The sequence below is a fragment of the Proteus sp. PR00208 genome, assembly GCF_016238545.1.
Lineage (GTDB): Bacteria > Pseudomonadota > Gammaproteobacteria > Enterobacterales > Enterobacteriaceae > Proteus.
In genome coordinates, this window is sequence record NZ_JAEHQE010000019.1 from 1 (window position 1) to 12829 (window position 12829).

The 12829-nt window shown below is 37.3% G+C and carries 11 protein-coding genes; 8 read left to right on the forward strand and 3 right to left on the reverse strand.

The window, feature by feature from the left end; all coding sequences use genetic code 11:
- Window positions 1-275: 275 nt before the first annotated feature.
- Window positions 276-1181 (forward strand): LysR substrate-binding domain-containing protein, encoded by a 906-nt coding sequence (locus tag JEP36_RS13150; protein WP_198620866.1) that lies wholly within the window; start codon window positions 276-278, stop codon window positions 1179-1181.
- A 77-nt stretch (window positions 1182-1258) separates the two neighbouring features.
- Here JEP36_RS13150 and JEP36_RS13155 read toward each other — a convergent pair whose 3' ends face one another.
- On the reverse strand, window positions 1259-2134 hold the full coding sequence (locus JEP36_RS13155; RefSeq protein ID WP_109371408.1) for a pirin family protein: 876 nt from the start codon (window positions 2132-2134) through the stop codon (window positions 1259-1261).
- 306 nt (window positions 2135-2440) lie between these two features.
- Here JEP36_RS13155 and JEP36_RS13160 point away from each other — a divergent pair, with 306 nt between their 5' ends.
- The 7 genes from JEP36_RS13160 (at window position 2441) to JEP36_RS13190 (ending at window position 10362) form a co-directional block, all read left to right on the forward strand.
- On the forward strand, window positions 2441-3118 hold the full coding sequence (locus tag JEP36_RS13160; RefSeq protein WP_023582649.1) for a hydrolase: 678 nt from the start codon (window positions 2441-2443) through the stop codon (window positions 3116-3118).
- An 84-nt stretch (window positions 3119-3202) separates the two neighbouring features.
- Window positions 3203-3772 (forward strand): YceI family protein, encoded by a 570-nt coding sequence (locus JEP36_RS13165; protein WP_409339554.1) that lies wholly within the window; start codon window positions 3203-3205, stop codon window positions 3770-3772.
- 545 nt (window positions 3773-4317) lie between these two features.
- Window positions 4318-5985, forward strand: coding sequence for an acyl-CoA synthetase FdrA (locus tag JEP36_RS13170; RefSeq protein ID WP_198625903.1), 1668 nt, complete (start codon window positions 4318-4320; stop codon window positions 5983-5985).
- Between the two features lie 12 nt (window positions 5986-5997).
- Window positions 5998-7263, forward strand: a complete 1266-nt coding sequence (locus tag JEP36_RS13175) for a DUF1116 domain-containing protein (RefSeq protein ID WP_100160111.1) — start codon at window positions 5998-6000, stop codon at window positions 7261-7263.
- 48 nt (window positions 7264-7311) lie between these two features.
- Window positions 7312-8139: a DUF2877 domain-containing protein gene (locus tag JEP36_RS13180; RefSeq protein ID WP_198625901.1), complete on the forward strand. Its 828-nt coding sequence runs from the start codon at window positions 7312-7314 to the stop codon at window positions 8137-8139.
- 47 nt (window positions 8140-8186) lie between these two features.
- Window positions 8187-9092 carry a carbamate kinase gene (locus JEP36_RS13185; RefSeq protein ID WP_160230627.1) on the forward strand — a complete coding sequence of 302 codons (906 nt, stop codon included), beginning with the start codon at window positions 8187-8189 and terminating at the stop codon, window positions 9090-9092.
- 25 nt (window positions 9093-9117) lie between these two features.
- The gene (locus JEP36_RS13190; protein ID WP_196533970.1) at window positions 9118-10362 is read left to right on the forward strand and encodes an MFS transporter; all 1245 of its coding nucleotides are present in this window, start codon (window positions 9118-9120) and stop codon (window positions 10360-10362) included.
- A 58-nt stretch (window positions 10363-10420) separates the two neighbouring features.
- Here the strand turns inward: JEP36_RS13190 and allS are convergent, their stop codons facing one another.
- Together allS and JEP36_RS13200 are read right to left on the reverse strand one after the other, a co-directional pair.
- Window positions 10421-11335: an HTH-type transcriptional activator AllS gene (gene allS / locus JEP36_RS13195; RefSeq protein WP_198620862.1), complete on the reverse strand. Its 915-nt coding sequence runs from the start codon at window positions 11333-11335 to the stop codon at window positions 10421-10423.
- A gap of 375 nt (window positions 11336-11710) precedes the next feature.
- On the reverse strand, window positions 11711-12532 hold the full coding sequence (locus JEP36_RS13200) for a CPBP family intramembrane glutamic endopeptidase (protein WP_196533972.1): 822 nt from the start codon (window positions 12530-12532) through the stop codon (window positions 11711-11713).
- Window positions 12533-12829: the final 297 nt, after the last annotated feature.

Here is a 12829-nt window from a genome sequence, read left to right on the forward strand (position 1 = left end):
TAATAATAAAAACTAAATTCAATGATAGGTGGAAATAAAATATAATTATGGTATGTAATTTTATCTCATATCACATTTATAATATTAAATTAATAAGATTATAACGGATTGTGTTACTATTCTCGGTCGCCTTTATTTTATTAACCTATGTGATTATAATGTCATTAACAATAGCTGAATAATGGTAAATAATATTTACAATTATTTTTTGCCATAATATCGAGATCTGAAACAATTCAGCTAAATATTGAAAATAACCTAATAGGTGATACACAATGAAGTACGATTTAAATGATCTCTACTATTTTGTGAAAGTCGTTGAGTTTGGCGGTTTTTCTCAAGCGGCAGAAACATTAGGTATACCTAAATCTAAACTAAGTCGTCGTATCGCTGATTTGGAACAGAAACTCAATGTCTCTTTGATTTATCGTTCTACACGTCAATTTCATGTCACTAAAATCGGGCAGACATTTTATCAGCAGTGTAAAAATGTGGTTGCAGAAGCTGAAATAGCGGAAGAAATTATTTATTCGGTACAAGGGCACCCACATGGCACCATTAAACTCTCGTGTCCTGTCGCATTATTACAAATTTATATTCAAGATATTTTGGTCGATTTTATGGAAAAATATCCAGATATTAATATTCAGATCTTAGCCATTAATCGACCTGTTGATGTAATTAGTGAAGGCCTTGATTTAGCTTTACGAGTAAGAGCATTACCGCTAGATGATTCAGGTTTAACAATGAAAATTCTAGGCTATTCTCGACGTGTTCTAGTTGCCAGTCCCCTGTTATTTGAAGGGCAAGAGCTTCCTGATTCACCAGAACAACTTGCAGATTATCCTATTTTGGCAAATAGCGAACACTCACAACAATACACACTTACGTTGACTCATGAAAATGGTACGGTTTCCACACAACACGTAACGCCGAAATTAGCGACAACAGATGTTATTACGCTTTATAAAGCAACATTAAAAGGATTAGGAATAGCGCGATTACCACTGAGTGTGGTTGAAAAAGAATTACAAGACGGCACGCTAATTGAAGTGTTGCCAAATTGGCGTTTTCCTAAAGATGTTATTCATGCAGTTTATCCGTCAAGAAAAGGGTTATTACCTGCTATTCAGGTGTTGCTGGAATACCTTGCTGATAATATGTCGCCATTGAAAGAGTAGAACAATATAAAAACGGCTCCGAATATTAAAGGGAGCCGTTTGAATGTTTATTGCTTTATACCGTATTTAAAAAAGTGTTACTCATTAGGAATACGACCAAATTTACCTTGGTTAAAATCATCAATGGCCTGTCTGATTTGTGCTTCGCTATTCATCACAAAAGGACCATAACCTACAACAGGCTCATTAATAGGCTCACCACTGAGATATAAGACGATAGCATCATCTTCAATCGCTTCAAGATTAACAGTACCACCTTCATTATCTAAAATAACCAAATCACCTGTTTGTAATTGGGTCTGATTATCAAGATAAACACTACCGTGTAGAACGACTAAGCCAACATAGCGATCTTTCTTGGTCGGCAGCGTCACTGATTTTGTGCTTTTTAATTGGAGATCCCACACATCTACAGGTGAAAAGGTTTTTGCTGCGCCATCTGTATCATGATAATTCCCAGCAATAACGCGCAATTGACCCGCGTTATCTGCCAAAGGAAGTACAGGGATCGCGCTTTCTTTTAATAACTGATAGCCAGCAGGTGCTGATTTAGCCTCAGATGGAAGGTTAACCCACAACTGCACCATATCTAACACACCGCCTTCTTTAGTAAATGCATCAGAATGATATTCTTGATGTAAAATACCTGAAGCAGCGGTCATCCACTGCACATCACCTGGACCGATTACGCCACCTTCTCCAGTGGAATCATGGTGTGCAACTTCACCTTTATAAACGATAGTGACCGTTTCAAATCCGCGGTGAGGGTGTTCACCGACACCACGATTATGTCCTTGAGATGCAGGAAAATCAGTAGGGCCAGCTCTATCTAAAAGTAAAAATGGGTTTAAATATTTACCATGATTACCATAACTAAAGAGTGAGCGAACATGAAAACCATCACCAACCCAATGTTGACGAGGTGCTTTATAAATACCTATGATCTTTTTCATAAAATGTTCCTATAAAATGTCTATAGGTGCTATTTTAGAACGACTAATATATTTAAGTAGTATCAAAATTAGATTTCATCATCCTAAAAATAGAACAATAATAAAATGTTTCAGTGTTCTATTTTTAGAATAGTGTTTATCAGAATTGCTACTACCGAGCTTTTAATTAATTGACTATTGTTTATTACAGCAGAAGAGAAACGATATAAAAATATTTTTCCCTAATATTTTTCTCTAATATTTTTCTCTAATATTTTTCTTCAATCATGTTAATAATCAACTTTATTAATTAAAAGGAATAAACAAATGAGCACTCCAGCAAATTTTAATGGTCAACGCCCTGTAATTAATCCAGAAGATGCTGTTATGTTATTAATTGATCACCAAAGTGGTTTATTTCAAACCGTAGGTGATATGCCAATGACTGAATTACGAGCACGCGCTTCAGTATTAGCGAAAATGGCAACATTAGCTAATATGCCTGTTATTACAACTGCTTCTGTACCACAAGGCCCTAATGGTCCATTAATTCCTGAAATTCATCAAAATGCACCTCATGCAAAATATATTGCACGTAAAGGTGAAATTAACGCTTGGGATAATCCTGAGTTTGTTGAAGCTGTTAAAGCAACAGGTAAAAAGCAATTAATTATCGCGGGTACTATTACGAGTGTTTGTATGGCATTCCCTGCAATTAGTGCGGTTGCTGAAGGTTATCAAGTCTTTGCAGTGATTGATGCATCAGGTACTTACAGTAAAATGGCTGAAGAAATTACCTTAGCTCGTATTGTTCAAGCGGGTGTAGTACCGATGGACACCGCAGCGGTTGCTTCTGAAATTCAAAAAACATGGAATCGTGCTGATGCCGCTGAATGGGCGCAAGCGTATACTCAGATTTTCCCTGCTTATCAGTTATTAATTGAAAGTTATAGCAAAGCTCAAGACGTATTAAAAAATAACGAAGTTTTAGATTCTCAGCGTTAATTAATTTTAAATTCTCTTTGTTTAAAAATGCCTATAAAGCTTTTTCTTTATGGGCATTATTTTATAAAAATATATTAGGAATCAATAATGAAATTTATTTTACCTGCCGTATTATCCTCATTATTACTTGTGCCGACAGTGCAAGCAAATGAATATAAACTTGAGCCAACACACACTAAGGCTATGTTTTATATTGATCACTTTGGCACTTCGACCAATAGTGGTGGTTTTTATGAGATTGAAGGGGATTTAACTTATTCACCAGAAAAGAATATAGGAAAAATAAATGTTTCTATTCCAGTTAAAACATTAAATACGGGATTAAAGGCATTTGATAATCATGTGAAAAGTGCCGATATTTTAGATGCAGATAAATACCTAACAATTCAGTTTTCTTCAACACAATGGCATTTTTCTAATAATAAGCCTACATCTATTGATGGGTTATTAACAATGAAAGGGAAAACACTGCCAATTCATTTAACAGCAACTAAATTTAATTGTTATGAAAGCCCTGTATTTAATGCACCTGTTTGTGGGGGAGATTTTGAAACAACCATTAAACGTTCAGATTGGGGCGTAGACTTTTTAGTCAAAGAAGGAATGGCGGATAATATGACATTAAAAATTCAAGTTGAAGCTATTAAGCAGTAACTTAAGTTATATATTAAATATTCTTTCTATTTTAAAAGCCTTATTAAATAAAAGGCTTTTTTGTTTTTTATAAAATTAAATACAATTGAAAATAAAGATTAACTTAAAAATTTAACAAAGGAAAATAGCCTTTTTTATTTATTGATAATAATTATTTATTGTTGTATGTTATAAAATTGTAACTTGATAATTAGTTGTCTTTGTTTTATTTGAAGTTTGTATTACATTGATTGTTTCTTATTCGTTAAATTCCTCTATGAAGTTTTAGGTTTTATCCTTAAATTAATAAGCTTTCCTCATCATAATTTATTTAATAAATATCGTTCGATTAAATAAAAATTTTTTACAATAAGTAAGTGTGACTTCTGTCACTCTACATTTCGATATTTCTTCAGTATGTTTATATACAGAGATTAGAAATTAATAAATCAGACATTTATTTATATTGCTTAATAACTTAAGCAAATAGGCTTCTTATTATCAAAAAAACGAAATGCAAATAGATATGTGCTGTTACATATATTAAATGCGTTAAGGATATCATAATGATCCATGCTTTTATTAAAAAAGGGAGCTTTCAGGATTCAGTAAGCCTGATGATTATTTCCCGAAAATTAAGTGAAGCCCCAGAGGTGGAAGAAATTTCCGTCATGATGGGAACACCAGCGAATAAATCTCTTCTCGATGTCACCGGTTTCTGGCACGACATGTTTAACGAAGCCACACCGAATGACATTTGTGTTTCGATTAAAGCGGAATCAGACGATCCTTCCATTATCGATATGATTTCTACGGCATTAGAGGAAGCACTGGCAGAGATAGCCAGTGGTCAAAAAGGTGGTAACAAATTAACGACAGTGCGTAGCTGGCGTACCGCTAAACAAAAAAGCACGAATGCCAATATGTTACTTATCTCTATTGCGGGGGAATATGCGGCTGAATTAGCTGATACCGGTTTAGAAGATGGCTGTAACGTTATGCTGTTCTCTGACAACGTTTCTATCGCAGATGAAAAAGCATTAAAAGAAAAAGCAGCTGCAAAAGGTCTGATTGTGATGGGGCCTGACTGTGGTACTGCGAATATTGCGGGTGCTCCTCTTGCTTTCGCGAATATTGCACCTAAAGGTTCAATAGGTATTGTGGGCGCATCAGGTACTGGTATTCAAGAAATCACCTCACAGATTGTTTTACAGCGCCAAGGTATTTCTCACTCCATTGGTTTAGGTGGGCGTGATTTAACTGAGCAAATTGGTGGCATCAGTGCAATAACAGCTATCAATATGCTGGCTGCTGATCCTAATACTCGAGTTATTGCTTTTGTTTCTAAGCCACCAGCGCCAGCTGTTCGCCAAAAAATCATTGCTGAAATGAAACGCCATAACAAACCGATTGTGGCTCAATTCTTAGGAACAAAACCTGAGAAATTCCAAGACGACAATATCTATTTCACTCGCACTTTAGATGAAACTGCACGTATTGCGGCTGAATTAGCTCGTGTTGAAGATATTGCCGCGGAATTACCAAAAGTAGCAGGTAAGAAAATCATTGGTCTTTATGCCGGTGGTACGTTAGCGGCTGAGTGCGCCATGTTGTTATCTGAAAAACTCAATGTTGAAGTCGATAACGAGCATAAACAAGGCACGATGCTAGATGCTGATGGTCACAAAATTATCGATATGGGTGATGACTTCTATACACAGGGTAAACCACACCCAATGATTGACCCATCTACACGTAACAAATTTATCAGTGAGCTAAGTAATAAAACTGAAGCGGGCGTGTTACTGGTTGATTTTGTTATTGGTTATGGCGCAACTCAAGATCCAGCTGGCGCGTTAATTCAGGAAATCAAAAAACTGAATGAGAAACGTGGCGAAGCAAATCCACTGATCACTATCGCAACTATCACGGGTACTGAAGACGATCCACAAAACCGTAGCGAACAGCAAAAACAGCTAAAAGAAGCGGGCATTATTGTGATGGATACGTTGCCAGAAGCCGTTTTATTAGCCAAAGAATTAATCCAGCCTCATCCAGCAGAAGCACATGCTGAAGTGTCGCCACTGCTTAACGGGATCTCTGTGATCAACGCAGGATTACGTAGCTTTGCAGACGATCTGCAATCAAGTGGCACCCCCGTTGTTCATTATCAGTGGGCACCTGTCGCAGGTGGCAATAAAAAACTGGCTGAAATATTAAAGAAATTGAAATAAGGAATTGCAGATATGTACTCAACTATCGAACAAGCGAATGAAGCAGTTATCGAACGTATCCGTGAAGCCCGTCCTCACTGGTGTGATGTTAGCTTAGCAAAAGAAGTTGTTCCTGCTTTAGAGACAGGTAAAAAATTACTTCACGCAGGTCCACCAGTAACTTGGGGGGAAATGAGTGGCCCTGTTCGCGGTGCATGTATCGGTGCTTCTTTATTTGAAGGTTGGGCAGAAACTGAAGAACAAGCATTGGCAATGTTAGAAGCCGGTGAAATTGAGTTTATTCCTTGCCATAACGTGAATGCAGTAGGCCCAATGGGCGGTATTACTTCTGCTCATATGCCAATGCTGGTTATCAAAAACCACATTCATGGTAACTACGCTTACTGCAACATGAACGAAGGTATCGGTAAAGTGATGCGCTTTGGTGCTTACGGTCCAGATGTGCAAGAGCGTTTACATTGGATGCAAAATAGCTTGGCGCCAGTATTAAAAGCAGCGATTGCAACGTTTGAAAACGGTATCGATCTGACGGCAATTATGGGACAAGCAATTACGATGGGTGATGAATTCCACCAACGTAACATCGCCGCATCTGCACTGTTACTGCGCCAGCTTGCACCAGTACTAGGCACTTTAGATTTCGAAGAAGCTGAAATCACAAAAGTAACTAAATTCCTGAGCATTACAGACCAATTCTTCCTGAACTTAGCAATGGCTTACTGTAAGGCTGCGATGGATGCGGGTGCTCAAATCAAGCAAGGTACTATCGTCACTGTAATGACACGTAATGGCAGCAACTTTGGTATCAAAATCAGCGGAATGGGTGACCAATGGTTTACCGCTCCAGTAAATACACCACAAGGTCTGTTCTTCTCAGGCTTTAGTCAAGCAGATGCGAATCCAGATATCGGTGATAGTGCAATCACTGAAACCTTCGGTATTGGTGGCGCAGCAATGGTTGCCGCTCCTGGTGTAACACGCTTTGTTGGGGCATCAGGTGGTATGGATGCGGCGCGTGAAGTGACTGAAGAAATGGCTGAGATCTATCTTGCACGCAACATGATGTTGCAAATTCCAACTTGGGATTTCCAAGGTGCATGTTTAGGTTTAGATGCTCGTCGCGTAGTTGAAACAGGGATCACGCCACTGATTAACACAGGGATTGCACATAAAGAGCCGGGTGTTGGTCAGATTGGTGCTGGTACTGTACGCGCACCTTTAGGTTGCTTTGAAAAAGCAATTGTTGCACTTGCTGAAGAGCTAGGCATCGACGCTTAATCTCGTTTTTTAACGACAAAGTGCAGCAATAGCAATAAAGGGGGCATTATGCAAATTCAAGCACTTCAAACCAGCCAGCATATCACTGACTTTGAAGGTGAGATTAAATGTGTGGGCATTTATGACCATGCTTTGAATTTCATTTGCCCTCAACAACGCTTAATGACTTTTCATCGTGAAGGAAAAGGATTAAGCCCGATGGGATGGTTACTAAAACAAGATGATTTTGATTATTTTGCCAAACAGTGCCATCCCTCGATTGTGATGAGTCTTAAAAATCATCAAGCGATACTCGCAAATAAACTCACATTGATCGCAGGTCAAAGTGAGAATTTGCGCTTACAAGATAAAGCGAATTTAGATTTACGTTGGTTAGAAAGTTTTTTTTCTCTGTTATCTCCCTCGATTGCAACGGGGTTATACGGCTCATTGAAAAATTACCGTCAAATCGCGCAACTCAGTGAAATTAGATTACTAACTAAGCTATTTCATAACCAGCTATTAGGCAATGCGGTTAACTGGGCTATTTTTACAGGAAAAGGCCCCGGATTAACGCCAAGTTCAGATGATATGCTGGTGGGGATGCTATTTGCACATTATTTAGCAGAGCCAGAAAATAAACTTAATAATTTTTTTAATAACACACCGCCTTTATCTGAATTGACCACCATTGTCAGTAAGCATTATTTGGAATATGCCACACAGGGAATATTTTCTACCTATCTCATTCAACTAGGTAAAAAAATAAAGAATAAAGAGATTATTTTTAAGGATATGTTGGAAATACTCTCTATTGGTCATCATTCTGGTGCAGATACATTACTGGGCTTATGGATTGGTTACCAAACTAAAAAACAACAACAGCATATTGATTAATATTTTTTAATAAAAGAATTTATATAAACATTCGGATACGGATAATTATGAAAACAATTGTTATTGCTTTAGGCGGAAATGCATTATTGCAACGCGGGGAAGTTTTGTCTGCTGAAAATCAATATAAAAATATTGAATTGATGTCAGAGACAATTAATAAATTAGCTAAAGAGTATCGTGTTGTATTAGTACACGGTAATGGGCCTCAAGTTGGATTGCTTGCACTTCAAAACCTTGCATATCAAGATGTTCCTGCATATCCATTGGATATCTTAGTCGCAGAAAGCCAAGGTATGATTGGTTATATGATGATGCAGAAAATTAATCAAAATCACCCTGAACAAGCTATTACAACGGTAATGACTCGAGTTTCCGTTGATATTAATGATGAAGCATTTAACGATCCAAGTAAATTTATTGGCCCTATTTATGATGAAGCTGCTAAAGAAGAGTTAATTGCGAAGTATCAATGGACATTTAAACAAGACGGTAAATATTATCGTCGTGTTGTGCCATCACCAACACCGAAAAAGATTATTGATATCGAAGCAGTAAGACTTTTATTAGATAAAGGTCATATTGTTATTTGTGGTGGCGGTGGCGGTATTCCAGTCAACAATTCAAATAATGAATTTATTGGTAGTGAAGCTGTTATTGATAAAGATTTAACGGCGGCTTTAATTTCTCGTGAATTAAATGCAGAGCACTTTGTTATTTTAACAGAGGCAGATGCTATTTATAAAAATTGGGGTACACCAGAACAAGCTGCAATTCGTGAAGCAACACCAGAAGAACTTGCACCAATGGCTGTCGCTGATGGCGCAATGGGACCAAAAATCATGGCAGTGAGTGATTTTGTTAATGCAACAGGGCAACAAGCTCATATTGGTGCATTACAAAATATTCAACAAGTTATTGAAGGTCAGTCTGGCACTTTAATTTATCAGTCTTAATAAAAATGCTTTCAGGAGCGTCATTATGAACGATGCACAAGTGAATGAGAAAGGCAAAGTCCCTTATTGGGTTAAACTGACCATTATCTTCTTCTTTGGTTGGATTGCGCTGTATGGTAGCCGTGCTATTGTTGGCCCTTTAATGGTAAATATTGGTGCTGAGTTTGATCTGTCTAAAGCTCAACTTGGCTCCATCATGAGTATTTTCTTTATCGGATATACTGCACTAAATATTCCATCAGGCATGATTGGTGACTATTTAGGTAAGAAAAAAGTATTAGTAACAGGTGTTGTTCTCTTCGGTGGATTCACCATTATTGCGGGTATGATGCCAACTTACGTGACCTTTATGTTTGCATGGGTCATGGTGGGGATATTCCAAGGTTTCTATTATGGCCCTCAGTATGGTCTATCCTCAGAAGCGATACCAAAACATCGTATTACATTAGGTAGTGCGATTATCAATAGTGGTATGGCATTTGGTTTGTCTATTGGTTACTACATCTCAAGTATTTCTGTTGGTGAGATGGGAATGAGCTGGCGTGCTCCGTTCTATATCATTGGTGTGCCAATTATTATTATTGGTTTGGTTATGTTATGGATCATCAAAGATAAGCCAAAAGCACAACCTGCGGCAGAAAATGGCGCACCAAAACAAAAAGTTAAACTGACATTTAAAGATTTATTTGGTAATCGCAATATCAACCTTGCGTATGTCACCATCTTCTGTTCAATCTATGGCTTCTTTGTCTTAGTAACGTGGTTACCGTATTACTTAGAAACTGAGCGTGGAATTACTGGGACACAAATTTCAACTATCGCATCATTAATGCCGTGGTTTGCTATTCCTGGTTCACTTATTTTTAGCTGGGTTTCAGATAAAATTGGTCGCCGTAAACCTGTATTATTGATCATGTTACCGCTGTCATTAGTCGCTATTCTTGCTGTGCCAATGTCAGAATCAATGCCTGTGTTAATTGGCGCGCTGATCCTTTACGGCATTGTCGGTAAAATCAGCACAAACCCAGTACTTGTTGCTGTGGTTGCTGATAACTCACCGCGACATGCACTAGGTACATCATTTGGTGTTTATAACTGTATCGGTATGCTGGGTTCTGTTTTTGCACCAACATTAACTGGTTTCCTATCAGACAAAACAGGTAGCATGGACTCAGGTTTCTACTTTGCAGCTATTCTGATTTGTATCGGTATTGTGGCAAGCCTCTTTATTAAAGAAAGCAACAACAATAATGAAGAAGCAAAAGCATAGTACGCTATTCAGATAGTCACTGAATATACAGTAAAAGGGCAAACTTCGGTTTGCCTTTTTAATTTAAAGGATCGTAAAACGATTGCACACTCGGGTGATTTTGCTTAAACAACTCCACTAAATAACTGACTACTGCGCCTTTTTTATCTTCACACCATGCCAATGAAAGAGGAGAGTTATGACGACGATTTTTTACTTCTTTCGCAATTAACTGTCCGCTATCAATAAGTGGTTTGCATAAACTTAATGGCAAAAATCCTATTCCCACGCCTTTTAAATGACAGGCTAATTTTGTGTGTAAATCAGGTACACGGATCTCGTGCTGACCCGATAAGCGCCATGCAGTACGTTTAGAAAGATGGCGAGACGTATCTTCGACGTTTACAGCAGAATACATACGCATTTGATCATCACTTAATACACCACTGATATTGGCTAAAGGATGATTCGGCGCGACAACAAATTGCCATTGAATTTCGCCCATCGCACAAATGTTAATATTATTCTTAAGGGATTCATTACCCGTAACACCGATAGCAAAATGGTAATCTTCATTAATAAGTGCATCCCAAACACCCATATAGACTTGGCGAGTAATATGAAATTGGGTAGAAGGAAAACGTTGATGAAGACAAGCCAACATACTGGCAACAGCGGTGCGATCATAAAGAAGATTATTAATCACAATATTGACCTGATGTTCGACACCTGCGTTCATTTGTTGAAGTTCTATAGGCATTGATTCTAGCCATACAATCCATTGACGACATTTTTCTAATAGATATTCGCCTGCCGGTGTGAGTGTAACGGTTCTTGTGGTGCGATTAAAAAGTTGGGTACCAATATTTTCTTCTAATGTTTTTATACGGTAACTAATTGCCGCTGATGTTTTATGAAGCATATCGGCTGCTTTGGTAAAACTTTGGCAGTCGGCGACCTGTATAAAAGTGCGGATCATTTCTTGATCTAACATATTTTTGTCCTGATGGCGAAAGAGGCAAATTTTCAGCAGATAATGCTGAACTAAAAAAAAGAAAACAGAGCAAAGCTTACCTATTTTTTCTAAGGTCTATACCGTAAAGTGAGGCAACTTCTTATCGTATTAATGGATGTTATTATTTTGAGCTTGTTATTGTGTACCGAATGAAGTTTTGATTATTTATAGATAAGCGATAAAGCATACTAACAAAATTTTCATCGGATAATGGGCGCAATAAGAATATCTGTATTCTATTTGTGTGAGTGCTTTCACGTTTCACACATCCTTTTACTGATGAAGTTAAGATATCAGTAAAAGGTGGTGAAAGTTAGGATAAAAAATCCTTCGAGCCGATAAGAAAAAAATCAATCAGGCTATTTTAAATGGGTAAGTAAAAAAGAGCAGGTGAGTCAGATTAAGTGCAAAGTGAAATAGCGTTGAAACCCAGAGCCGACCACTCCACATCCAAGCTAACCCATAAATAATCCCCGCGAGTGAAGCAAAAACAACTAACAATACTCCGCCTGCGAAATGTGCTAAACCAAAGATAGTGGCTGCTATTAATAGTGCAATATAAGGGGGAAGATAGCGTGATAATGTTTGCTGAATAACACCTCTAAATAATGCTTCTTCAGCGAGTGAGACAAAAAAGAGGTTCGCGAGAATAAATGCAGGTAACCACGATGGTAAATGCAATTCAATTGCTAATCCCCCTAGTTTTACGGCGATTAATAACAGTGCAGGAATGGCAATAATTAGCATTGCCCACTGTAATTTATTTGCTTCTTTTAATGGAGTGCAGACAAAAAGCGTAGGAATAAAGATCAGAAAAATAAAAGGTAATAATGCTTTGTCAGCATTGAAATAAAATGAAAAAGGGGCGCTTTTTATCCCTATAGCGGTGTGTGAAAGGTAACGTAAATTGTTAAAACCAGGAATAAGGTGAAAGGCTAACCCGCTGGCAATGATGATAAGCGCAAGAATGATGATCCCGCGTAGCAGTGGTTGTGTTTTATAACGTGAATAAGCAAATGCTAATAGCAGAATACCAAAAATAATGGGCAAAGTTTGCCATGTAATAACGCCAGTTATAAATGCGCTAACTGCCGTAAATGCAAGTGTAATAAGTGCAAGAGTGCGATTAAAACCCAAAAGTAATAAAGAAAAAGCAAGGAGTAGCCAAGTGATCATAATGATAAATAATCTAGAAAGAAAAGGAGCGTTAGGGTAAAAGATAGCAGCTTTCTAAGCTATCACTATAAATAAAAAAGTAGAGAAAGCAGACCTCTTTATGCGCAATAATTTTATTTAATTATTTGATTTATATGTAAAATATAATATATTGACTTTTAATCCAAAATTAAAACAAATGTTTAATTTATATAATGATAGTTAATTTATGATATTAAATTAGCATAAGTAAAACAGGGAATATAAAAATGCCGATAGTTTTAATATCGGCACTTTAGTTTATATAGGTTAGTTTGC

What these genes read in the sequence shown, in the direction of transcription:
- JEP36_RS13160 (WP_023582649.1), top strand. Translation starts at nt 2,441, where the DNA reads ATGAGCACTCCAGCAAATTTTAATGGTCAACGCCCTGTAATTAATCCA.
- JEP36_RS13150 (WP_198620866.1), top strand. Translation starts at nt 276, where the DNA reads ATGAAGTACGATTTAAATGATCTCTACTATTTTGTGAAAGTCGTTGAG.
- JEP36_RS13180 (WP_198625901.1), top strand. Translation starts at nt 7,312, where the DNA reads ATGCAAATTCAAGCACTTCAAACCAGCCAGCATATCACTGACTTTGAA.
- JEP36_RS13155 (WP_109371408.1), bottom strand. Translation starts at nt 2,134, where the DNA reads ATGAAAAAGATCATAGGTATTTATAAAGCACCTCGTCAACATTGGGTT.
- JEP36_RS13175 (WP_100160111.1), top strand. Translation starts at nt 5,998, where the DNA reads ATGTACTCAACTATCGAACAAGCGAATGAAGCAGTTATCGAACGTATC.
- JEP36_RS13200 (WP_196533972.1), bottom strand. Translation starts at nt 12,532, where the DNA reads ATGATCACTTGGCTACTCCTTGCTTTTTCTTTATTACTTTTGGGTTTT.
- JEP36_RS13190 (WP_196533970.1), top strand. Translation starts at nt 9,118, where the DNA reads ATGAACGATGCACAAGTGAATGAGAAAGGCAAAGTCCCTTATTGGGTT.
- JEP36_RS13185 (WP_160230627.1), top strand. Translation starts at nt 8,187, where the DNA reads ATGAAAACAATTGTTATTGCTTTAGGCGGAAATGCATTATTGCAACGC.
- allS (WP_198620862.1), bottom strand. Translation starts at nt 11,335, where the DNA reads ATGTTAGATCAAGAAATGATCCGCACTTTTATACAGGTCGCCGACTGC.
- JEP36_RS13170 (WP_198625903.1), top strand. Translation starts at nt 4,318, where the DNA reads ATGATCCATGCTTTTATTAAAAAAGGGAGCTTTCAGGATTCAGTAAGC.